Genomic DNA, 24,701 nt, shown 5'->3' with positions numbered 1-24,701 from the left:
CATTATTTGGTATTAGCATATTATTGTTAGGTTAAAAGAACTAACAGTAATTGTTAGAATAGGAGGATTAAGGTGACTGAATATTATTCAATAGATGTAGATAATGTTGCAGCTGATTTAGATGTTAATATAAGCGGTGGGTTAGATAGTAAAGAAGTAAGCAAAAGACAAACTAAATATGGTCATAACAGTTTGAAAGAAAAACAAGGCAAAACATTGTTCAAGATGATAATTGAACAGTTCAGCAGTTTTATAATACTTATACTAATAGCAGCAAGTATTTTATCTATAGCTATAGGTGAAGTAGTTGATGGAATAGTTATTATTGGAATCGTCGTTCTGAATGCTGTACTTGGGATTATACAAGAAAGGAAAGCTAGTAACGCCTTGAAGGCATTAAAAGAGATGGCCGCTCCAAAAGCAAAAGTTATAAGAGATGGTAAGATATCCAGTATTGATTCAAAAGAATTAGTACCGGGAGATATTGTAGAATTAGAAGCAGGAGATTATATTCCTGCTGACATAAGATTAACAGAAAGCATTAATCTTAAGATTGATGAATCTGCTCTTACTGGAGAATCAGTTGCAGTTGAAAAAGATGCTAATATTTTGTTGGATGAACAATCACAGATTGCTGATAGAATAAACTGTGCCTATATGAGTACTATCGTTACATATGGTAGAGGAAAAGGAATCGTTGTTGGTACTGGAATGGAAACAGAAATTGGAAAGATTGCTTCTATGCTTAATGAAGCTGTTTCAGAGGAGACACCTCTACAAAAGAAGCTTGATGCTTTTGGGAAATTATTAGGGATAGTATGCATAATTGTGTGTGCAATCATATTTGTACTTGGTTTAGTAAGGAATCAGCCTTTCATTGAGGTGTTGATGACTTCTGTAAGTCTAGCTGTTGCTGCAATACCAGAAGGTCTACCAGCAGTTGTTACGGTAGTTCTTGCAATGGGTATGCAAAGGATGATAAAAAGACACGCAATCATGAAGCGTCTAGGAGCAGTAGAGACACTTGGAAGTACAACTGTAATATGTACTGACAAAACAGGTACATTGACACAAAATAAAATGACCGTTGTAAAAGTATTTGATGGAACTAATCATTGGGAAGTTTCTGGTACAGGATATAAAACTGCTGGAGACATAACTAGTGGAGGAAAAGATAATAAATTACTAGATAAAATGTTCATGGCAGGAATTCTATGTAATGATTCAAGATTAAAAGATGAAGAAATAATCGGAGACCCAACAGAAGGTGCTCTAATAGTTCTAGGAGCCAAAGCAGGATATGACAGGGATGAACTTAATAACAGATATCCAAGACTAAAAGAATATCCTTTCGATTCTGATAGAAAGCTAATGTCCACACTTCATAATGTTGAAGGAACATTCACTATGTTCACAAAAGGCGCACCTGATGTAATATTATCCAGATGTAAAGAAATAATAATAGATGGCAAACCCCAACCACTAACCAAAGAACACAAAGATGAAATTAGTGAAGTCAATGAAAATTTCGCAAAGAATGCTCTAAGGGTTTTGGGATTTGCATACAAAGAAGTCAGTGAAAATGTTCAATTAGAAAATGAAGAAAACGATCTAATCTTTGTTGGTCTTACAGGCATGATAGACCCACCAAGACAAGAAGCCAAAGATGCAGTTAAACTATGCAAAGATGCAGGAATCAGAGTTGTCATGATAACTGGAGACCACATAGTAACAGGTAGTGCGATAGCAAAACAAATCGGTATCATCGATAGCGAAGAACAAGCTATGGAAGGCGCACAGATCAACGATTACTCTGAAGAAGAATTAAAAGAAAAAGTCAAAACCACCAGTGTATTCGCAAGAGTTTCCCCCGAACATAAAGTCAGGATTGTAGAAGCTGTAAGATCTAACGGCGAAGTTGCAGCTATGACCGGTGATGGTGTCAATGATGCCCCAGCACTAAAAAAAGCCGATATCGGAATCGCCATGGGAATCACAGGAACAGACGTTGCAAAAGAAGCAGCTGACATGATTTTGACAGATGATAACTTTGCAAGTATCGTAGACGCAGTTGAAGAAGGACGTATCATCTACAGTAACATCAGAAAATTTGTAGGATTTCTACTATCCTGTAACATTGGCGAGATTCTAATAATATTCATTGCCATGTTATCAGGCTGGCAAGTTCCACTAGTACCAATTCAACTCCTATGGATAAACCTTATTACCGATTCATTTCCAGCATTTGCACTAGGACTTGAAAAAGGCGAAAAAGGAATAATGAGCGTAAAACCTAGAAACCCCAAAGAACCTATAGTCGACCACCAAATGGGAATTGCATTAGCTTTTCAGAGTATAGGTCTCACAATAGCAGTACTTATCTCTTACCAATTAGGATTCATCCTAGCAGGTAATGTAGACAGTGATACCAAACTTACCATAGCAAGAACCCTATGTTTCGTTACTCTAATCATAGGCGAAATGCTTAGAGCCTACTCAGCAAGATCAGAAACACTATCAATATTCAAAATGAATTTCCTAGGAAATAAATACTTGAATTACTCAGTACTAATAGCTATCCTTCTATTAATAGGAGTAGTATATATACCAGTCCTACAACCTGTCTTCAGAACATTCCCATTAGACATAACTCAAATGGGCGTAGCAGTAGGATTAGCAATTATACCTGTTATAACTGGGGAATTAGCTAAGATATTAAAGAAATAAAGTAATCACTATAAATTTATTTTTGTAAAGATTTTCAGATATTTAATAATATAACTTGTAATAGCCATAAGTTAGCTAAATAGAAGAAAAAGTGCTTTGTGAATATATTGAAGGGACTACAAGCAAAATAGTATATGTATATGTGGAGTAGTGAGGCAGGACGCCGAACCCAGCTTTTAACCTGACAGCCCTACTGGACTGTCAAAAATAAAATTGGACTCGATGTCCTGTTTTATTTATTGAGCTCAGGACGAGCAAGTAGCTGGCGTAACATATACATATACTATTTTGCAATTACCACGTCAGAACAAAACATTTTTTCTGACTTATTTAAAATATAAAAAAAATTATTATACTATATTCTATAATTCCTTACTTAGCTTTCTAAGATTCACCTCATCAACAATCCTAATCTGCTTACCATCAATCTCAATAAGACCCAATAACTTCAATTCATTCAAACACCTATACAAATGACGATAACTCGTCCCAAGTGATTCAGCAATTTCTTTATAAGAAGAAGTAAGCGTTATCAATCGCTGCCCCTCTACAGTTATATGCTCCAATATAAATGCAGACAACCTATTTTTAAGAGGATACAATATATTATAAGAGCTTTTCTTTGAACTTATCATAAATTTCCTACTTAGAGTAACACATAAATACTGTAAAAATGCTTTCCTATTCATACATATAGAATTTATATAATTAACAGGAAAAGCTATAAACAAACTTTGTTTAATAGCTTCAACATTAGTCCTATAGTTAGTGTTATTAAGAATCTCAATGTCACCAAAATCACTTATGGATTTATAGAATTCATGTAATAAAATCCTTCCATCCTCTGACAGGGTAAATACCTTGGCCTTACCATCTACTAAAAGGTAGAAATAATAAACAGGTTCATCCATCTTACATATCAATTCACCCTTTTCAAATAGATGAAATTCATAATAATTATCTAAGTCATCTCCAAATATCTCATATAATTTATACTTTTTATTATATATGTTGAATAACTCAATATCTTTATATGTTTGCAAAATAATCCACTCCTATGACATATGTCCTATTACCTATAGTATTATAAATGATATCTTAATACACGTAATTTGTAAACACTAATCTTATAGATTTGTAATGCTTAAAAGGCTTTTTCAATTGAGAGGAGTAATTATGTTTGAATTTGTAGCTGTATTTAACGGAGTTTTAATTGCTCTGATGATTTCATTTAACGGACTATTGGCTCAGCATATAGGAAATAATAAATCTTTGATTATAATACATTTAGTAGGTTTGATAGGTACAAGCATTATATTCTTAATTAGCCGTAACAAGCTAAAAAGTACAAAAGGACTTCCTAAATACTTATTTCTCGGAGGAGCTATTGGTATATTCAATGTTACTATGAATAATGTATGTTTTGATAAATTAGGCGTAGCGTTAACAATCAGTCTTGGATTGATGGGACAGTTGATTGCATCTATGAGTATAGATCACTTTGGACTATTGGGAGTCAAGAAAAATAAGATAAATATAAGAAAATTAACTGGTATAGCAATAATGAGCATTGGTATTATTGTAATGATTATTTTATAAATATTTTTAGGAGGTCTGTAATGTACATTATACTAGCATTATTAGCAGGAGTATTAGTTATTGTTTCTATATCAATTAATGGAAATCTAGCAACAAAAGTAGGGTTAATTCAGTCAAGTATCACTAATTATTTAGTAGGATTAATATGTTCAATCATATTTTTTCTAATTTTGAATAGATTCGTATTTGACTTTTCTTTTAATAAATTAGGTGATACTCCACTTTACTATATGTTAGGTGGAGGGATAGGTTCAATTATAATATGTATAAATAACCTTTTAATTAACAAAATATCAGCAGTATATGTTACCATACTAATTTTTTTAGGACAGATGATTACTGGAATTTTAATTGATTATGTGAAATTAGGAATATTTTCTACTGGTAAAGTAATAGGTGGGTTATTAATCGTAATTGGACTTACATACTATATTTTTGGCGATAAGAAAGCCCAAGAAATAGCAAAAATTAAATAGTCGTTTTGCAAATTTTTTACTCCATTAAAATTTTGCTTAACATAAAATCCTGGATGTTAGCCCAGGATTTTTATTTGAATAAATATATTTTATTTTTTTAGAATTAAAATATTAAGAAATATATGTAAGCAAAGTAAGTAGCAATCATTAGTACTCCATTCCAACGCCTAAATCTTTTTTTATTAAATAAAGTAAATGCAACAAGTGTAAGTACTATAGCAAATACAAATGGTATATGGTAACTTAACCAGCTAGGCTGAATCTCAAATGGTAATATACTAGATGATAAACCAATAACTAATATAATATTAAGTATATTAGCACCAAGAACATTACCAATAGATATATCATGAGCTTTTTTAACTATAGCTGTAATAGCAGTAACTAACTCTGGTAGAGAAGTACCAAAAGCTGTAAGGGTAACACCTATAATTATATCTGGTACACCTAACATCTTAGCTATTTTTTCCCCGTTAGTAACTAGAAGATTAGCACCGATGATTGTAAAAGTAATACCTATAGCAAATAATATTATATTTTTGATAATAATATTTCTTGTAACTTCGATTTCTTCATCTTGCTTGATTTCATTACTACTCATCTTAGCATCTTTCACATTATTGTATAAGTAGAGTAATAAAATACCTAAAAACATAAATCCTGTGATTCTTGATATTTCTCCGAATACAAGAGAAAAAACAGTCAATAAACTTAATAAAAATACTAGAAATAATCCTGTTCTACTAAGCTTCTTTTTTTGCTTAATCTCAGGTCTTGATAAAAGAATTGTTAGACCCAGTATAAAACCAGTGTTACAAGCAATTGACCCTAGAGCATTTCCAAATGCTATACTTGCGTTTCCATTAATAGCAGAACTTCCTGATACCATTGCCTCTGGTAAAGTAGTACATATACTGACTAGGGTTGCGCCTATTATGATATTGGGTACTTTTAATACTTTGGCTATCCATATAGTAGCGTCTATAAACCAATCACTACCTTTAATAATCATGATGAAGCCAATCAAAAATAGCAAATAGGGTGAAAATTCTTTCATTATTGTTATCCTCCTAGACATATTGAATAGCTTGTGACAAAAAAAGACTTCTACTGTATTAAACAGTAAAAGTCTCGCTTTCATTTTATAATAATACTTATATGATAATAAGCATAGTTATCAAATGGTTAATCAGCCGGGTATATCAACCGGAATGACGACTGATTATTCAACTTGGGATTCGACCAAGTTTCAAGCTACTCCCTTAAACTAATAAAAATTATACTATATATATATTAATAAATCAAGAAATTATACATATTTATAATTCTTAATAAATATAACTCCAACTGGGTCAGGACCACAGCTAGTACCTATTGTTGAACCTACTTGATAGAAAGGTATATCTCCTTTTACACCTAAGTCTCTAACTTTATCTGCTACTTTTTCGGCTTCATCAGTATGGTGTCCTCTAGCTATACAGAAATAATAATTATCTATGTCTTCACCGGTTTTCTTAAAATGTTCTTTTGTCATAGATACTATTTTCTTAAGTGCTTTTTTCCTTCCACGGGTTGTACCGTAAGGATATAATTCGCCATCTCTAACAACAATAAGAGGTTTTAGATTAAGTATATTACCTGCTATGGCACTAACTTTTCCTATTCTTCCACTTTTTTGCATATATTCAAGTGTACCTATTGTAAACATTATCCTGCCTGTAGGGATTATCTTTTCTATTTTCTCAAGTGCTTCGTCAAGAGATAATCCATCATTTTTCATTCTTGCAACTTCAACAACGAATAAACCTTGCAAAGCTGTACATAGCCTAGAGTCAAGAATTGTTATATTAAAATCAGGATATTTCTCTAATATGATCTCACGTGCATTTACAGCAGACTGATAAGAACCGCTGAACTTGGATGTGAGGGTTATACATAATAGATTTTTCCCTTCTTCTGCATATGGAGTAAATTTATTAATATAATCTTGCACGGAAGGTAATGATGTTTTTGGAAAGTTATTATATAATTTATCATAGAATTCATCTATAGTTATGTCAATTCTTTCCCGTAAATAATTTTCCTGATCAAAGGATATATAAAAAGATATTATATTAATATCATATTCTTCAACTAGGTAATCAGGTAAATCACATGCGCTATCACACATAATTTCAAATTTTGGCATAAAGTAACCTCCAATAGTATTTATATGAATTATTATAGCATATAAGAATTAGTATTAAAATGTATTATTAATTGACACTAAACAGCGTAAACTATAGTGTTTAAGGCAGTTGTGATATCTTGAGATGTAGTTAATAGAACTATGTTAAATGTATTTTTATGCATAAAAACTTAGTATGTTAATTGTTAATAAACATACTAAATTCTTAATTATATAATCTATAGTTTTTGTCTATAACGTAATCGTAGAAATAATATTTATATTTAATATAATAAAGTTTGATAACACATTATTATAAAACACTTCCTAATGGTTATGAACTAAATTCAAGTTGAATAAATAGATAATTAATTAATTAATTAATTTCAAAAAAACCAATATTATTTATATAAACCTAATAATAATAATTTTTTGTTTTATATTGAATATTATATAATGTCATAATGAAGGAGGTATCTTATTTTATTTTCAAATTTGCTTAATAAATATAAATTGAGGAGATGGTGGAATGTTTAACAGAAAGAATGTTTTGGTTACATGTATAATTGCAATAATTATTTTATTAAATGGAGATATGTGTTTTGTAAATGCTAGTTTCGTTTCAAATTTAACATGGCAAAATTTACCTTCTGGCTGGATAAACAACAGCAGTAATATTATTGGTGAAGGAAATGTTTTATCTGTTAGGTCTTTAGAGAAAGGTACTGATTTTGAATATAAGGTAGATGTAGCATTAAATGGTTCTGGTAATATGTCATCACAAGGTGGGGTATTAGTTAGAGCAAGTGGAGAATCCTATAGTAATTCTTATATAATAATGTTACATAAAACATCGACATTTCAACGTATTGAAGTCCATAAATTTCATGATGGATTTGGTCAAATATTAGGAGTAGCTGATAAAACAATTAATTGGAATGAAGTATATAATATTAAAGTAAAAACAACGGGGAACAATCTGAAAGTTTATTTTAATAATGAAGGATCACCATGTATTAATGTGAATGATTCATTACATACTAACGGACAGTTTGGATTGTTTAGAGCGGGAACAAAAGTTACTTTTAAGAATATTACTGTAGATGATTCATCAATTCTTTTCAAAGATGATTTTAATAATGGTAACTCATCATTTACTGTGATTAATGGTACATGGAATGTGCAAAACAATCAACTTCAAGGAAGTTCTAATGCAAATCAAGAGGTTATTACATATAAAGATAGTATAGTAGCAACTGATTTCATATATGAAGCAGATATAACTTTAGATACTAATGATGCAGCAGGTATATTGGCTTTTAGAGGTAACAAAAATATGGATAATACATATTGTGTTGCTTTGGATTCTCTTAGTAATGTAGTTAAACTATATAAGTTTCCATATGAATCCATAAGCACATATAATTATAACTTTGATGTGGGAAAGAAGTATCATCTAAAAGTTAGTGCCATAGGAAATAAAATAAAAGTCTATCTGGATGATAATATAACGCCAGTCATTAATGTAGTTGATAATAACTTCACATCAGGAATGTTTGGATTAATAGCATATAATGGTAAGAGTTCTTTTGATAACGTGATTGCCAAGGTAGTAAATAGTAGTGCATTGCCAGAACCTAAACATCATTGGAAATTTGAAAATAATTTAAATGATGATAAAGGTTTAGCTAATGGGACAGCAAGTGAACCTATATATTCGACTAAGGATGTTATTGATGGCTCAACAGGGTTATATATGGATGGAAAAGACGATACTGTTAATTTTAATGATGTTAAAGTAGAAGGAAGTTTTACAGTTTCATTTTGGGTAAGACCTAGTGACATACATAAAGATTGGACACCAATATTATCTAAGTTCGGTACTTCGAATAACAATACATTTTGGATAGGGAATCATGATATAGACGGTAAAATAAGATTCGGTATTTATCCTGATGGAGTTACTGAAAGATATATTGATTCAGATTTAGGAGGATTAGTTGATAATAGGTGGATACATATAACATGTAGTTATGATGGACATTATCAGAAGATCTACTTGAATGGAAAACTCGCAAAACAAAGTAATGACTTAAATAGTGCTATTAGTAATAAAACAGGAAATTTTGCAATAGGACATAGAATCAAAATAAGTGATTCAGAATATAAACTACCATATAAAGGTAGTATTGATGAGATGAGATATTATGAAACTGCTTTGACAGATGCACAAGTTAATAAGCTATATAATATGCATTATACATCTGCTCAAGATATAAGTTTACTTATAGATCAAGTTGGATTTAGACCAACTGATAGAAAAATGGGAGTTCTAAGAAGTGTAAAACGTAATCCTAATTGGAATCCAGAAAACGCTGTTTATAAAATTAAGAAAAAAGAAGATGACTCTGTTGTAAAAACAGGAAATATAACTTATTGGGGTCAGAAGTGGGGCTCTCATTGGTGGATAGGTGATTTTAATGACTTTGATACGAAGGGTAATTATTACTTTGAAGTTTCAGGAGATAATATACCAATAATTAGGAGTAATTATTTTGCTATAGCAGATGATTTACTAATACAAAAGGGGATTATCCAATCACAAATTGATAGCTTAAAAAGCAAACTAGTTAGGGTTAATGATTTACCAAACTCTAATAATCCACCAGAGCTAGAACCTGGAATAATATACAAAGGAAAAAGTGGAGATTATGCCTATACATATGCTCTTGATAAATCAATCCATATATATAGAGATTGTGGTGGGGCAAATATGACTGAATTAGAGAGTGCTACAATAACAGCCAATACACTTCTCGATATTCTTAAATATCATGATTCAATATTAACAGATCAACAAAGAACAGATATAAATGCTTTAATTAAAATAACAGCAGACTATTTAGTTAGTATTCAACAAACATCTTCAGACCCACAAAAGAATGGTCGTATGCATCATATGGGAATGGGTTGGGATCAAGGAGAAATAAAAACCTTCTCTTGGAGAGATATGCCCCATGCTATAATAGCATTAGTACGCTCCTATAAGGTGTTTGAAGATAAGGATTCTGTATCAGCAACTAAATGGTTAGATTCTGCTAAATTAGCATATAATTGTATGACGTATAGACCTTATTATTTATTAAGTGAACTTAGTGGACCAGATGTAAAATATCCTAATTGGAATTACAATCAACTTATGGGTGATTTGCGTATGTTCTATGATAAAGATCAGAATTGGACAATGCCAAGAAATAACACAATTTCTGACCTAAGAACTAGGGATATTATGCCAGCAATATGGGCTTGTACGCAATTATACAGCGTCGATAAGCAAGAAAAATATTTAGATAAGGCAGAAGAATTCACTAACGTTATTGCAGGAAGACAATTTACAGATTATAACAATAAGATAGAAGGTACTTATGGTAATTTCTATGAATTTGATAATGATAAGACAACTTTTGTTGTAGAAATGCATCAATATGCGAAATGGTGTATGGGTAACTATGACCCATTAAGATTAAACGGTATAATGGAGTTATTTAACTATAGACCTAATAGTGTTAATGCAGCAAAATGGTATAATACTATTAAGATATATGCAGAGAATTATGTAAAACAATTTGATAGTTTAACACCATTTGGATTTACTCCTTTAAGAATGAGTCGTAATCGTGGTATAGATTTCTTTAGACCACTTAATCATGGAGCTAACTCCATTTATGGTCTAGCAGCAATTAATATATTAGAAATTGGTAATTTCCTAAATGACAAAGAATACCAAGATTTAGCTGGACGTAATATAAATTATATTACTGGAATGAATCCAGGATGGCCAAATAGACGTAATGAACAAGCAACTGAATGGGGAGCGTTTTCTTGGGCAGCTGGAATAGGAGAAGTATCATTTGGAGGTAAAATTGCACAGCATCCAGATAGAATACCTCCAAAAGGAAGCATACCTAATGGTTTTACATCAGGCAATCAATATCCAATAGATCCTATTTCAATACCTGATGGACCAAATGGAATATATAATCACGGTGGTGGGGTATATAATCAAGAAGATGGTGTTATGCATAGTTTGTCATTTTTAGATGGAGCTATGAGAATAGAAGCAAATTATTCCCTTAAGATTAATACAAGTAATAATAAACAACCAGTAGCCTCTAATATTAAAGTTGTAATGGATGGTAAAACTTATAATTATACAAACGTAACAGGTAAATGTGAGATTAATGATTTACCTATTGGTAAATCAGGTACGGTATATGCGACTTATGGAGATATCCAAGTTAGTAAAAAAATAGATACTCTATCTAGTGGATATATGGAATGGAATGTTGATTTTGCAAGTTATATAGATGTTAGTGTGACTGTTCCACATACAATTAGTAAAAATAATTCAGCTAATTGTACTATCACTATAACAAATCGTGGAAAATCAGCTACTACAGCTAATGTATCACTAAGTGCAGATGGTGTTAATCTTGCTACAACATCATTCTCTAAAACAATTAATCCTAATAGTTCGGAATCTGAAACAATAACTCTGAATGCAGGAAATATAATTAAAGATTATCTAGTATGTGCACATGTGAAAACAGATAACAATGAAGTTTTTAAAACTGCTTCAGGAAAAATAAACTAATATATTGAACTAAAATAAAAACTATGGAGAATTATATTGATTTTTCATAGTTTTTGTTTTTAGTACTTTCCAATATTATTAATATAAACCAAATAATTTTATATTTTCTTGGATTAGCTAAGAGTGTATATTATAATTAAGAACTGAGATACAATGTACTCAATAAATTATTGTTTATATTGTGAACAGATTTCTAATTAAATAAAAGGAGACGGTTATATGCAAAAGAAATTTGTATCATTATTATTAGTAATATTATTAATGACAGTTAGTGTAATTGGATGTGGAGAAAAAAATACAAATAGCGATACGCCTACATCTAAATCTGAAGAAAAAGATAGCACTAATAATGAAGTTGCAAAACAAAAACAGGAGAAAATTATTATTGATATTTTCCCAGATTTATGGCCTGACAAAATGATGAAAAGTTTAGAAGCAGCTGGATTAGCTGATATGGTTGAATTTAGAGAAACACCTCAAAATCAATATGAAAGTAAGATAAGAATGATGATTGCAGGTGGAGATATTGGAGATTTAATCTGTATTGATGCACCTAATATTGCGTACTATGCAAACATGGGTTCTCTTGAAGCATTAGATAATTATTGGGATCAGTCAGATTTTGATGATTTAGTTCCTTCAGCTCAAACAGCTATGCAATATAATGGTAGCAAGTGGGCTGCACCATTAAATGAATCTAGTGTAGTTTTATACTATAACAAAGAGATGTTTAAAGAAGCAGGTATTACTCCAGCAAAAACTTTAGAAGAATCATGGACTTTTGACCAAATTTTAGACGCTGCAAAAAAATTAACTAAGAAAGATGATAGTGGTAATATAATTAGATATGGTATTCTTCCAACAATGTTCACACCAAATAATCGTAACGAAGGTATGACATATACACAAATGATGTGGTCATGGTGGGCTGGAGCAGATATTATTAGTCCAGACGGAACAACTGTAGAAGGATATTTTAATAGTGACGCTAATAAGGAAGCTCTACAATTCTTCTATGATCTTCATAATACATATAAAGTAGCTCCTACAGAAGATATGCAAAGTGCATTTGCAGGAGAAAAAGTAGCTATGTGGATTAATGGACCATGGATGACTAGTGTATGGGAGGCAAACTTCCCTGACTTTGTTGATAAATGGGGAGCAATGCCATTACCTCATAATAAAGAAAAAGTGACTAATTCAGGAAGTTGGAATATAGCTATTACTAAACAATGTAAAAACAAAGAGTTAGCATATAAAGTACTAGAAGCATTAACAAATGAAGAAGGTGCTAAGATTTACTGTAAAGAAACAAGAAATATACCTGCTAGAAAAACTATCTTAGAATCAGAGCCAATGTTTAGTGAAGGACATCTATGGGAAATACTTAATGCACAAATAGTTAATTGGTCAAAAGCTAGACCAGTAACTCCAGTATATCCTCAGATATCAGAAGCTTTAATGGATTGTTATAATGCTTTAGCATTTGGGCAAGACGTAGATTCCGCTATGAAGGAAGCTTCAGCAAAAATGGAAAAAGCTTTGAAATCTATAAAATAATTACCTGATCTATGTAACTTTTAGATTTATATGTAGCAATAACTTATAAAGTTATAGCATAATTAGAAGAAAAATGTTATAATATATCCTATCTTGTTAGTTGTTTTTATTATAGAAAATAATATTATATTAATAAGTAGGTGTAATAATGAATAATAAAAGTAAGATAATACCCTTAAAAATAAAGTTGATAATTACATTTTCTATTGTTGTAATAATAAGTCTTCTTATACAGGTGGGTGTATCTTACTTTTTTTTATATGATATTGTTGAACGTAAGACAAAAGAAAATTATAAACAGACGATCATACAAGCAAATAGGAGAATTGATGAATCCTTGTATTCATATGAAAAAATAACAAGAAATATTATTGCTAATAGTATAATACAAGATAGCTTAAGAAATGTAATGAATAATGAATTTGCAGGTACTAACTTAAAGATAAAACAAGAATTGGCTAAAATAACTATATCAGATGAAAATATTAATTCTATACATATAGTTCCAAAAGATTTTAAAACTATAAGTTATATATTTATGTCGAATTATGCAGATTATGATGCTAATAAAACATTACCGTGGTTTAACAAAGTTAAAAACTCTACAGGAGAAGTAATATGGGCTAAAACAATTCCTATTAATAAAGTAATGATTGGGAATATTGAAACATATGTTTTTTCTGCAATTAGAAAAATAAATGATATTGATACAGGTAAAGAACTTGGAATAGTAATTGTCAATATTGATGCAAAGCATCTTGAAAATATTATTGATGAAATAGAATTAGGAGAAAATGGTGATATATATTTAATTGACAAGGATAATACTATTGTATATTTTAAAAATCATGATTTAATAGGAGAAAAGTTAGATATAGACTATGATAAAGATAATATAGTTGTTTCTGACACTTCACTAAAAAGTAATTGGAAATTAATTGGAATAGTACCAAAGTATAGTTATAGGAAAGAAATTGAACAGTTTAATAGAATATTTTTGTATTTTTCCATAATAGCAATATTAACTATTATAATTTTTTCTATAATTATTTCAAAAAGTATAGAGTCTCCAATTAATAATTTAATTGATGCTATGAAAGAAGTTCAAAAAGGGAATTTAAATGTAAATATAATAAAAAAGCAAAAAAATGAAATAGGAATATTAGCAAATCATTTTGAAGAAATGATAGATGAATTAAAATATTTTATTGATAAAGTATATAAACAAGAAATTATTAACAGAGAAGCAGAAATAAAAGCTTTGCATGCTCAGTTAAATCCGCATTTTTTATATAATACTCTAGATACAATATATTGGATGCTTATAATAAAAGAAGAAGAGGAAATTGGAGATTTAGTTGTAGCATTGGCAAATATATTACGGTATTCTATAAGTAGAGGAGAAGAATTTGTTACGATAAAAGAAGATATTGAGCAATTGAAAAATTATCTCTATATACAAAAAACTAGATTTGAAGATAAATTAATTGTTAACATAGATGTTTCCAGTGACATAGATAACTGTATGATCCCCAAATTGCTTTTGCAGCCATTAGTTGAAAATTCAATAAATCATGGATTTAAAAAAATGAAATTTAACGGTTCTATTCATATAAAAGGATACATTAATAATAATGAAATCATATTTGAAGTTATAGATAATGGGATAGGAATGTTACATGAAAAAATTAAAGATATATTCAATGGCAATCTAAAAGTAGATAGTAAACATACTGGGTTAGGACTAAAGGCTGTTGACGAAAGAATAAAAATTATATATGGATGTCAGTATGGATTAAATATAAGTAGTGTACCTAATGAATATACACATGTTAAGGTAACACTTCCAATTAAATAGAGGGGTGAGTACTATTCTAAGAATATTATTAGTTGACGATGAAAACATAGTTTTAAAAGGTATGCAACACGTATTAAGTAAACTAGACGACGTGTGTAAAGTAGTAGGAGTGGCTAATGGAGGAAAGATAGCTTTAGAAATGATTGAACGTCTTGCTCCTGATGTAATTATAACCGACGTTAAAATGCCTGATATTGACGGTATTGAATTAACAAAAACTATTATGGCAAAAAAGCCTAATACATATATTATAATTCTAAGTGGCCATGCAGATTTTCAATTTGCAAGAGATGCTCTTAGATATGGAGCTTATGATTATTTATTAAAACCATGTAAATTTAAAGAAATAACAAGTATTTTAAAAAAGATTAATATAGAATTAGGTGTAAAAAAGAATAGTAATCGTAATCAAAAAGAATTAAAAGATAAGTTAGAATATAGTAAAAGAGAAAATATTAAAGGAAAAATTCTTAATTACTTACTAAATGACCAGTTTACTGATAATATAGAAATTAATATTTCTAGAGTTAGAGTAATTACTTATAGATATAATGATTATTATATTAATAAAGATAATATTAATGAAATACTAAAAAAACTATTACTTGATAAATTAAATTCAAACCATATAATTGAAATGTTAGAGTATAATAATCAAGTTATTTTAATAATAGATGAGACTTGTGATTTGAATGTATTTATTAAATTATTATCTATGGTAAAACTTGAATTAACAAAAAAAGGTTCTTGGATCTGTGGGGGAATAAGTAACATATATTATTCATTAGATGGGTTAAAAGAAGCTTATGAAGAGAGTTATTCAATAATGGAATTTTTATTATTTAATGAAATATATGAGATTAATCAAAAAAGTGAAATTGATAGTAAGTATTCTAACTGTATAAGTTCTTTTAAGGATAGTATTATTGAAGAAGATAAAATTATTAAAATGCTATTTATAGGAAATATTAATAATTTAGAACAGTATTTAAATCAAGTAATAAAAAAGTTATTAAGTAATAATAAAGTCTATATTCCACATGAGTTTAAATCACGAATAAAAAAGTTGATGATTATAGTAGAAAAAAAATTAACTCAGAATGATATTGAAATTGCATCAATATTCAATCGTACAGTAGAGTGCATATATGAAATTGAAAGAATAAATAGCTATAAACAACTATTTAATTGGGTCAAAAATATGCTTTTAACAATTAGTAGTTATATAGAAGAGAAGAAGAATCAATATCCAAAGCCAATACAAGAAGCAATAAAATATATTGAAAGCAATTATAACAAAGATATTTCCATGAAATTAATGGCTGACATTGTGTTTTTGAATCCTTGTTATTTTAGTGAGTTATTTAAGGAAACAATAGGTGTACCTTTTTCTGACTATATTACTCAACTAAGAATAAATAAGGCTAAAGAACTTTTGAGTACTACTCATTTTACTAACTACCAAATTGCAGAAAAGGTAGGATTTAAAAATGCTACATACTTTAATGTAGTATTTAAAAAGAATGAAGGATTAACACCAAAAAATTATAGAAAATTATTAGGATAATAAAGCCTATGATAATTAAGAAAGCTCGCTAATAGTTAGCGAGCTTTCTTAATATCCAATAATATTTAAAGAAAACTAATGGTTATTTATTTATCTAGTATATGAAAAGAGATATATTATTATTAACAGATACATCTATTAAGGATGAATTAAAATGTTGCTACCAATAATATATGTAGCAAAGATTTAAAAAGAAGGAGGAGAAAATGTTGCAAAACAGCTTAGTTATGAAAAATAAAGTTAGTAAAAAACAAAAGAAAGAAATGATGATTGCATATTTGTTTTTACTTCCAGCTTTATTGGTAATTGGAATATTCGTAATAACTCCAATTTGTAAATTATTTTATACTAGTATGAGAAGTACTGATTTAATGGGTGGCAATGATATATTTATTGGTTTAAAAAACTATAGTGATTTAGTTCGTGATGCAGAATTTATTAGATCATTTAAGGCGTCATTATATTTTATGATAATAGTTATGCCATTGCAAACAGCACTTGCATTATTTATGGCAATACAAGTTAACAAAAAAATAAAAGGTGCAGGTATATACAGGAGTATTTATTTTTTACCTGTTGTTACTTCTTTTTTAGTAATAGCGTATTTATGGAAATTTATGTATAATACCAACTTTGGATTAATTAATGAAATTCTAAATGTTTTACATATAACAAGAGTTAATTTCTTAGGTAATACTAATACTGCTATGAATAGTATAATTGTTGCATGTATCTGGAAATCGTGGGCATTTTTTATGATGATATACCTTGCAGGATTAAAAGAAATACCAGTATCATTATATGAATCAGCTGCTATTGATGGAGTTAATTCATGGCAAAAATTTAGATATATTACATTTCCAATGTTAAAGAAAACAACATTATTTATTGTTATGATAACAAGTATGGATGCGTTTGTTAAAGTATTTGTACCAGTATTTGCTATGACTCAGGGAGGACCTAGAGGAACAACAAATATTTTAGTATTCCATATATGGCGACAAGCTTTTAGGTTGAATCAAGTAGGATATGCTTCTGCAGCAGCAGTAATAATGTTCTTATTCGTATTAATAATGAGTATAATACAATTCAAAATAGGCGATGACAAAGAATAATTGGAGGTAATATAATGAATAAAAAATATAATAATTTAGGGACACACATAATTTTAATATTGTTTGCTATTATAACAATTATTCCAATGGCATGGGGGATAGGGAATGCTTTTAGAAGCAATGAAGAATTGGCTGTTATGTCAGGGTTAAGTATACATACTTTCATACCAAAAAGTTTTACATTGAGTAATTTTGTATCAATGTTCTCGGCATTGAATTTTACTAAAGTATTCACGAATACTCTTTTTATAGCACTTATAGTAACAATTGGAAATATAATATTTAATGCTATGGCAGGATTTGCATTTGCAAGATTAAATTTTCCAGGAAAGAATGCAATATTCATTATTTTCTTAGCTACATTAATGGTACCATTAGAAGTTTTAATTATACCTTTATATAACACTCTGAAAGATTTGCATATGATGAATAGTTATTCAGCACTTATAATTCCATTTATAGCTAATGCATTTGGTATATTTTATTTTAGACAATTTATTAGTAATATACCAAAAGAGCTTGACGAGGCCGCTATTATAGATGGTTGTAACCAATTTGGGATTTTTGGAAGAATTATATTACCATTATTAAAATCTGCAATGGTAACACTTGGTATTATAGTATTTTTACAACAATGGGATAGTTTTATTGTTCCAGTAACAGTAATTCATTCAAAATCAAAAATGGTTCTTCAAGTTGCACTACAAGATTTGCAATTTGGTCTATATAGTAATGATTATGGTGTTATGTTTGCAGGAATTGTAGTATCAGCTTTACCAGTAATAATTGTATTTTTATTTTTACAAAAATATTATGTAGAAGGAATTAGTTCAAGTGGACTAAAAGGTTAGGAGAATAAATTATGTGGATAGATAATAGTAGAAGAAGAGTTTTCTTTGATATGCATTTACCTGATTGGGATGATACTAACATTGCTAGTGATTTTCAACCCCAAAATATAGCAGAAACTTTTTCAAAAAGTGAAGTAGATTCAGTTGTTGTATATGCAAAATGCCAATATGGAAATTTTTATTACGACACTAAATTAGGTCACAAACATTCTGGTCTGGGGGAACAAAATCTATTTAGAGAAATGTCAGAGGCATTACATGAAAAAGATATAAAAGTTATTGCATATTATTCTGTTTCATGGGATGAATGGGTAAGTAATAATAATAAAGATTGGCTAGTTAAAGGGTCTGATGGAACTAGTGACACAGATGAATTTAGATGGCAAACATTATGTATTAATAGTCCTTATAGACAACTAGTTATGAGTCATATAAAAGAAATTATGGAAATGGAAAATCCAGATGGTTTTTGGATTGATATGACCATTATTGGTAGTGACAAATGCCATTGTAAATATTGTAAAGAGAAGTTTAAGCAAAAATACGGTTATGATATGCCAGTAGATAAGCAAGATGAAAACTATGATGTTTTTATGAAGTTTAGATATGATTATATAGAAGAATTCTATAGAGAATTAAGAGAATTAGTAAAAGGTATAAATAATGAAACTATTATAACAAACAACTACTGGGGATATCCATATTCAACAGCAACAATGGGCAGTAGAGCAGTTGGAGCGGTTTCATATACAGATTTTGTTACTGGAGAAGCGTATACAGATTGGACAGGTCTTAATGCACCAAGTTTCTTTACAAAATTTTTACGTGGGGTTGCTAAGGGAAAACCATATGAAGCTGTTATAGGTAGGTTTTATAATACTTGGGATTACACTGTTAAGCCATATGAACAAATGGCATTTGAGACGTATAGTGTTATAGCAAATGGTGCTGTAGCTACAATAGATGATGAACCATATCATGATGGGAAAATTGATGAACAATTCTACGAGGATTTAGGTAAAATATTTAGTAATGTTAAAAGAAGAGAAAAATATTTAAAAGGTAATAATGTCAAGTATGCTGCTATTTTCCATTCTCAACAAACAAAAGATTATTTTAATGATTATGGTAATAGTGAGTTTATAAGAAGCATTGCTGGTAGTTTTAAAATGTTACGGGATTTACATTATCCTATAGATTTTATTTTTGATGATAATGCAGATTATATGAATTGGCTTGACTATAGTATTATAATAATGCCTAGTGTTGCAGTTGTATCAACAGAAATCATTAATAAACTAAAAGAATTTGTTGAAAAAGGTGGAACATTAATAATGGCAGGTCAATGTATGCTATATACTATAGAAAATGATAAGTTATGTAAAAATACACAACTTATGAAAGAATATTTTGATATAGATGTAGCAGATGAATGTACATATTCAATGTCATACATGGATTCAGTCAACTTATATAATAAAAAACATGTTAACAGTGATAGACCTATTCTAGTAAAAGGTAAATATGCTAATTATAAAAAAAGTAGTTTTACTGAAGTAGATAGTATTATTATTGAACCTATATGCGAGACTTCAAAAGAAAAGTTCTATCATAATAATTTACCATCTCCATATAAGACTACAAATAATCCTGCCATTGGATATAAGTCAATTGGATTAGGTAATGTTATATGTTTTGCTCAACCAATATTTTCACATTATGCAAAACAAAGTCAAGTAGAACTAAGGAAAATAGTTGACGCTTTTACTAGAAAAACAGCTGGAGAGCCAGTAGTTACATTTGAATGTGTAAATAGAATGGATGTAGCAGTATGGGAAAGAGATAAGGAAATTATTATCCATATGTTAAATCCTAATCCAGGAATGTCTGTATGCTGTGGATATATGGATCCTTTTGAAGGAGCTTATCCTAGAACTTTTGAATATATGGATGAGATTATTCCCGTATATAACAGTAAAATTATCATTGATAAATCTATAACAGTAGAAAGTGTAGAAAGTGTAGGAGAACATTCTAAGTTAGATGTAGTAAATAAAGATGGCAAGACAATTATTGATGTAGAAAAAATTGATCTATGGGAAACAATTAGTATTAAGTTAAGATAGCATTTTAAACATCATTTAATTATATAATAATAATGAATAACCTTATCAGCTTATGGTTGATAAGGTTATTAATGCTTATAAAAAAAAGATATAACCTACTGGTTAGAGAAAAAGATAAGTTTTCAAAAAAACTATAGATTTATTGTTAAAAACATGTTATGATTACGCCTCTGACATAAGATGAATTAATAGGAGGAAACACACATGACATTTAAGAAATTAAAAATTAGTCCTTTATCTTCAAAGAATATGCCAACGGAAATACTTGCAGGTCTAACAGTAGCATTAGCACTTGTTCCAGAAGCAATTGCATTTGCATTTGTAGCAGGAGTAGATCCATTAGTAGGGTTATATGCTGCTTTTATGGTGGGACTTATAACATCAATATTTGGAGGTAGACCTGGAATGATTTCTGGTGCTACAGGTGGACTTGCGGTTGTTATGGTACATCTAGTATCAGAACATGGAGTAGAGTATCTTTTTGCAGCGGTAATTCTTATGGGAGTGATACAGATAATCATTGGATTATTGAAATTAGGGAAATTCGTAAGGATGATTCCCCATTCGGTAATGCTAGGTTTTGTAAATGGACTTGCAATAGTAATATTTATAGCTCAATTAGCCCAATTCAAAGTAACAGGTACGGGTGGTAAGCTGGTTTGGATGACCGGTAGTAATCTTTACATAATGTTAGGACTAGTTGCACTCACAATGATTATTATCTATACTGCTAAAAAATTCATTAAGAGTGTACCTGCACCACTTATAGCGATAATCATTGTAACTATTTTGGTTGGGGTATTTGGAATTCAAACCAAAACTGTTGGAGATATTGCATCAGTTGGAGGTGGATTTCCAAAGTTTGGAATACCTATGGTGCCATTGACCCTCGAGACATTAAAAATAATTTTACCACACTCTTTGATTTTTGCTATCATTGGACTTATTGAATCATTAATGACTTTAACTTTAGTTGATGAAATAACAGAAACTAAAGGAGATGGAAACAAAGAATGTGTAGGTCAAGGGTTTGCCAATCTAGTTACTGGTTTTTTTGGTGGTATGGGTGGTTGTGCAATGATAGGTCAAAGTATGATAAATGTAGAATCAGGTGCTAGAAGAAGGCTTTCTGGGATTTCAGCAGCGTTGTTTTTACTTGGATTCATATTATTTGGTGCCAAACTTATAGAAATAATTCCAATTGCAGTACTTGTAGGGGTTATGTTTGTAGTATCAATCTCAACATTTGAGTGGTCTAGTTTTAGAATTGCAAAAAGTATTCCTAAGAGTGATTTATGTATTATAATCTTAGTTTCAGTAGTAACAGTATTCGTTGATCTAGCAATTGCTGTAATATCAGGGGTAATTGTTGCTTCATTAGTTTTTGCATGGGAAAAAGGGAAAAGAATTGATATAAACAAACATATGGAGGATAATACCAGAATATATGCTATAAGAGGAGCTTTGTTCTTTGGTTCTGTTAGGAATTTTATAGAGGCATTTGATACAGCTAATGATGTTAAAGATGTTGTAATAGACTTTAGCCATGCTAGAATATTTGATCATTCTGCAATTGAGGCTATTAATACTGTAACAGCTAAATACAAGAAAAACGGAAAAACCGTTCATCTGAGAAATCTGAGTACAGACTGTTTCGCATTTATTCAAGGGTCAAAAGATATTATGGAAGTAAATATTATTTAATAGGTAACAATATGAAATTAGGAGGGGGAATCCCCCTCCTTTGTGCTATTTAAAAGCAATACCTTTTGTTTATCTATATGACTTATGGCATTAATTCAATTTTTATGCTATAATTCACACAAGAATTAAAAGGAACTTGAAAGGAATGGAATTAATGGGGAAGAAACTAGTACTCGCAGAAAAACCATCAGTAGCAAGAGATATAGCAAAAGTATTAAAATGCACATCTCGAAAAGATGGATATATAGAAGGCACCAAATACGTAATAACTTGGGCTGTTGGTCATTTGATAACTTTGGCAGAACCTGATGATTACGATGAAAAATATAAAAAGTGGAGATATAATCTGCTGCCAATAATTCCAGAAGAAATACAATTAAAACCTTACCCTAATACAGAAAAACAACTGAAAATTATTGAAAGATTATTGAATAGAAATGATGTAGAGTCTGTAATATGTGCAACAGATAGTGGAAGAGAAGGAGAGCTTATATTCAGGTATATATACAATTATGTTGAATGCAGTAAGCCTTTTTCAAGACTATGGATATCCAGTATGACAGATGTAGCTATCAACGAAGGCTTTAACAAGTTAAAAGACGGAAGTGAATACGATAACTTGTATTATAGTGCAAAATGTCGTTCAGAAGCAGATTGGCTTGTAGGGATAAATGCAACAAGAGCCTATACTACAAGCAATGATGTATTACTAAGCATTGGACGTGTTCAGACTCCAACCCTAGCTTTGATTGTCAATAGAAAAGAAGAGGTAGATAATTTTGTACCAAAAGACTATATAGAAGTATATGCAGTATTTGTTGATGATTTTAGAGCTATATGGTTCAATGAAAAACCATCAGATACTAAAATATTCCATAAGAAGAGAGCAGAAGAAATAGCAGAAAAAATAGTTGATAAAGATGGTGTAGTAGAAAAGGTAACCAAAAAACTTAAGAAAATGCCTCCACCATTACTATATGACCTGACAGAATTACAAAGAGATGGTAATAAGAAATACGGATACACTGCAAAAAAAGTACTTAGTCTAGCACAGAATCTATATGAAAAAAGAAAGCTAATAACATATCCAAGAACAGATAGTAGATATCTAAGTGACGATATGAAGAAAAAAGTAAAGAGTACTATGAGAAAAATCAATGTATCTCCTTATAACAAAGCTATTGAACCATTACTAAAAAAAGGCGAATTGAAATTTACCAAAAGAATAATTAATAATAGTAAGGTAACTGACCACCATGCTATTATACCAACTGATGTTGTACCTAGAATCAATAATCTTACTAAGGATGAGCTTAATATCTATAATCTAGTTGTCAAAAGGTTTATATCGGTTTTTTATGATTACTATAAATATGAAACAACGGAAATAATATTTGATATTGAAGGAGAAAAATTCGTATCATCTGGTAAAGTCATAGTTGACAAAGGTTGGAAAGCACTCTATACAGCTACCAAAGATGATAAAGAACAGATTATGCCTAAGCTTAAAAAGGGTGATATCAAAAAGGTTGTGGATGTGGAAAAGTTAAACAAAAAAACTACACCACCAAAACCATATACTGAAAGCTCTCTACTAAGTGCTATGGAAAATGCGGGTAGATTCACTGAAGATGAGACTCTAAAAGAACAATTAAAAGAATCTGGTTTTGGAACACCTGCAACGAGAGCAGGGATAATTGAGAGATTGATTCAAGTTGAATACATTAAGAGAAAAGGAAAAACATTGATTCCTACTAAAAAAGGATGTCAGTTAATTAAGATTATCCCAGAAGAACTAAAATCTCCTGAAACAACAGGAAAATGGGAAAAGGGATTAACCAGTATCAATAAAGGTGATATGGAATCATACCGCTTTATGGAAAGTATCAAAAGGTTTGTAGTATATCTTGTTAACTCAGCAAGTAAGAGCAAAGGAAAAGTAGCTTTTGAACGAAAGCCTATTCCAGAGGATAAGAAAAAGAAAGTGAAAGGTCTAGGAACCTGTCCTGTATGTGAAAAGGGTAAAATACTTGAAAATAGTAGAGCTTTTTATTGTAGCGATTGGAGAAATAATTGTAAATATAAGATATGGAAAAACACTTTGGAGAGATACGGTACAAGGACTATTGAAAAAGAAATTGTTGAAAAACTATTAGAAAAGGGTAAGATAGAAGATTACAAAGTCACTCTCCCTCAAACTGGTGAAAAGTGTATAGCTACTCTAGTGATTAATAATAATACGGGAATAGAGCTTAAAAATATTAAGAGAATCGAAAAAGAAAGTAAAGAATAGGATG

Annotated in this window: 15 protein-coding genes; 12 read left to right on the top strand and 3 right to left on the bottom strand. The window is 29.8% G+C overall.

The features are described 5' to 3' along the window. Positions 1-72 precede the first annotated feature (72 nt). On the top strand, positions 73-2,727 hold the full coding sequence (locus tag N4A55_RS07995; RefSeq protein ID WP_293755076.1) for a calcium-translocating P-type ATPase, SERCA-type: 2,655 nt from the start codon (positions 73-75) through the stop codon (positions 2,725-2,727). Positions 2,728-3,089: 362 nt separating this feature from the next. Here the strand turns inward: N4A55_RS07995 and N4A55_RS07990 are convergent, their stop codons facing one another. Then, positions 3,090-3,770, bottom strand: a complete 681-nt coding sequence (locus N4A55_RS07990) for a cyclic nucleotide-binding domain-containing protein (protein WP_293755075.1) — start codon at positions 3,768-3,770, stop codon at positions 3,090-3,092. Positions 3,771-3,903: 133 nt separating this feature from the next. Between N4A55_RS07990 and N4A55_RS07985 the strand changes: the two genes are divergently transcribed. Together N4A55_RS07985 and N4A55_RS07980 are read left to right on the top strand one after the other, a co-directional pair. Then, complete coding sequence (locus tag N4A55_RS07985) at positions 3,904-4,326, top strand: DMT family transporter (protein ID WP_293755074.1); 423 nt, start codon at positions 3,904-3,906, stop codon at positions 4,324-4,326. Between the two features lie 20 nt (positions 4,327-4,346). Continuing rightward, a complete protein-coding gene (locus N4A55_RS07980; RefSeq protein WP_293755073.1) occupies positions 4,347-4,802 on the top strand; it encodes a DMT family transporter in 456 nt (151 codons plus the stop codon). 103 nt (positions 4,803-4,905) lie between these two features. Here the strand turns inward: N4A55_RS07980 and N4A55_RS07975 are convergent, their stop codons facing one another. Continuing rightward, positions 4,906-5,859: a calcium/sodium antiporter gene (locus N4A55_RS07975; RefSeq protein ID WP_293755072.1), complete on the bottom strand. Its 954-nt coding sequence runs from the start codon at positions 5,857-5,859 to the stop codon at positions 4,906-4,908. Between the two features lie 252 nt (positions 5,860-6,111). Continuing rightward, on the bottom strand, positions 6,112-6,990 hold the full coding sequence (locus N4A55_RS07970) for a DegV family protein (RefSeq protein ID WP_293755071.1): 879 nt from the start codon (positions 6,988-6,990) through the stop codon (positions 6,112-6,114). Positions 6,991-7,498: 508 nt separating this feature from the next. On the opposite strand from N4A55_RS07970, the gene N4A55_RS07965 reads away from it, so the two are divergent. From N4A55_RS07965 to N4A55_RS07925, 9 genes are all read left to right on the top strand, one after another. Further along, positions 7,499-11,623, top strand: a complete 4,125-nt coding sequence (locus tag N4A55_RS07965) for a LamG-like jellyroll fold domain-containing protein (protein WP_293755070.1) — start codon at positions 7,499-7,501, stop codon at positions 11,621-11,623. Positions 11,624-11,842: 219 nt separating this feature from the next. Beyond that, positions 11,843-13,183 (top strand): ABC transporter substrate-binding protein, encoded by a 1,341-nt coding sequence (locus N4A55_RS07960; protein ID WP_293755069.1) that lies wholly within the window; start codon positions 11,843-11,845, stop codon positions 13,181-13,183. Between the two features lie 148 nt (positions 13,184-13,331). Then, positions 13,332-15,041, top strand: coding sequence for a sensor histidine kinase (locus tag N4A55_RS07955; protein WP_293755068.1), 1,710 nt, complete (start codon positions 13,332-13,334; stop codon positions 15,039-15,041). A 4-nt stretch (positions 15,042-15,045) separates the two neighbouring features. After that, on the top strand, positions 15,046-16,608 hold the full coding sequence (locus N4A55_RS07950) for a response regulator transcription factor (RefSeq protein WP_293755067.1): 1,563 nt from the start codon (positions 15,046-15,048) through the stop codon (positions 16,606-16,608). Positions 16,609-16,814: 206 nt separating this feature from the next. Then, entirely contained in the window at positions 16,815-17,723 is a 909-nt protein-coding gene (locus N4A55_RS07945; RefSeq protein WP_293755066.1) for a carbohydrate ABC transporter permease, read from the top strand. Positions 17,724-17,737: 14 nt separating this feature from the next. Then, the gene (locus tag N4A55_RS07940) at positions 17,738-18,574 is read left to right on the top strand and encodes a carbohydrate ABC transporter permease (RefSeq protein WP_293755065.1); all 837 of its coding nucleotides are present in this window, start codon (positions 17,738-17,740) and stop codon (positions 18,572-18,574) included. An 11-nt stretch (positions 18,575-18,585) separates the two neighbouring features. Further along, complete coding sequence (locus tag N4A55_RS07935; RefSeq protein WP_293755064.1) at positions 18,586-20,700, top strand: beta-galactosidase; 2,115 nt, start codon at positions 18,586-18,588, stop codon at positions 20,698-20,700. Positions 20,701-20,904: 204 nt separating this feature from the next. Beyond that, positions 20,905-22,404 (top strand): SulP family inorganic anion transporter, encoded by a 1,500-nt coding sequence (locus N4A55_RS07930; RefSeq protein ID WP_293755063.1) that lies wholly within the window; start codon positions 20,905-20,907, stop codon positions 22,402-22,404. Between the two features lie 154 nt (positions 22,405-22,558). Then, positions 22,559-24,697, top strand: coding sequence for a DNA topoisomerase III (locus tag N4A55_RS07925; RefSeq protein WP_293755062.1), 2,139 nt, complete (start codon positions 22,559-22,561; stop codon positions 24,695-24,697). Positions 24,698-24,701: the final 4 nt, after the last annotated feature.

The organism is Vallitalea sp. (genome assembly GCF_025211055.1).
GTDB lineage: Bacteria > Bacillota > Clostridia > Lachnospirales > Vallitaleaceae > Vallitalea.
The sequence above is the reverse complement of the archived record's forward strand: the minus strand, read 5'-3'. Positions and strand labels throughout refer to the sequence as shown.

Excerpts from the sequence above, each read along its gene's own strand:
- N4A55_RS07965 (WP_293755070.1), top strand. The coding sequence starts at position 7,499 with ATGTTTAACAGAAAGAATGTTTTGGTTACATGTATAATTGCAATAATT.
- N4A55_RS07930 (WP_293755063.1), top strand. The coding sequence starts at position 20,905 with ATGACATTTAAGAAATTAAAAATTAGTCCTTTATCTTCAAAGAATATG.
- N4A55_RS07935 (WP_293755064.1), top strand. The coding sequence starts at position 18,586 with ATGTGGATAGATAATAGTAGAAGAAGAGTTTTCTTTGATATGCATTTA.
- N4A55_RS07955 (WP_293755068.1), top strand. The coding sequence starts at position 13,332 with ATGAATAATAAAAGTAAGATAATACCCTTAAAAATAAAGTTGATAATT.
- N4A55_RS07945 (WP_293755066.1), top strand. The coding sequence starts at position 16,815 with ATGTTGCAAAACAGCTTAGTTATGAAAAATAAAGTTAGTAAAAAACAA.
- N4A55_RS07970 (WP_293755071.1), bottom strand. The coding sequence starts at position 6,990 with ATGCCAAAATTTGAAATTATGTGTGATAGCGCATGTGATTTACCTGAT.
- N4A55_RS07960 (WP_293755069.1), top strand. The coding sequence starts at position 11,843 with ATGCAAAAGAAATTTGTATCATTATTATTAGTAATATTATTAATGACA.
- N4A55_RS07975 (WP_293755072.1), bottom strand. The coding sequence starts at position 5,859 with ATGAAAGAATTTTCACCCTATTTGCTATTTTTGATTGGCTTCATCATG.
- N4A55_RS07980 (WP_293755073.1), top strand. The coding sequence starts at position 4,347 with ATGTACATTATACTAGCATTATTAGCAGGAGTATTAGTTATTGTTTCT.
- N4A55_RS07985 (WP_293755074.1), top strand. The coding sequence starts at position 3,904 with ATGTTTGAATTTGTAGCTGTATTTAACGGAGTTTTAATTGCTCTGATG.
- N4A55_RS07940 (WP_293755065.1), top strand. The coding sequence starts at position 17,738 with ATGAATAAAAAATATAATAATTTAGGGACACACATAATTTTAATATTG.
- N4A55_RS07925 (WP_293755062.1), top strand. The coding sequence starts at position 22,559 with ATGGGGAAGAAACTAGTACTCGCAGAAAAACCATCAGTAGCAAGAGAT.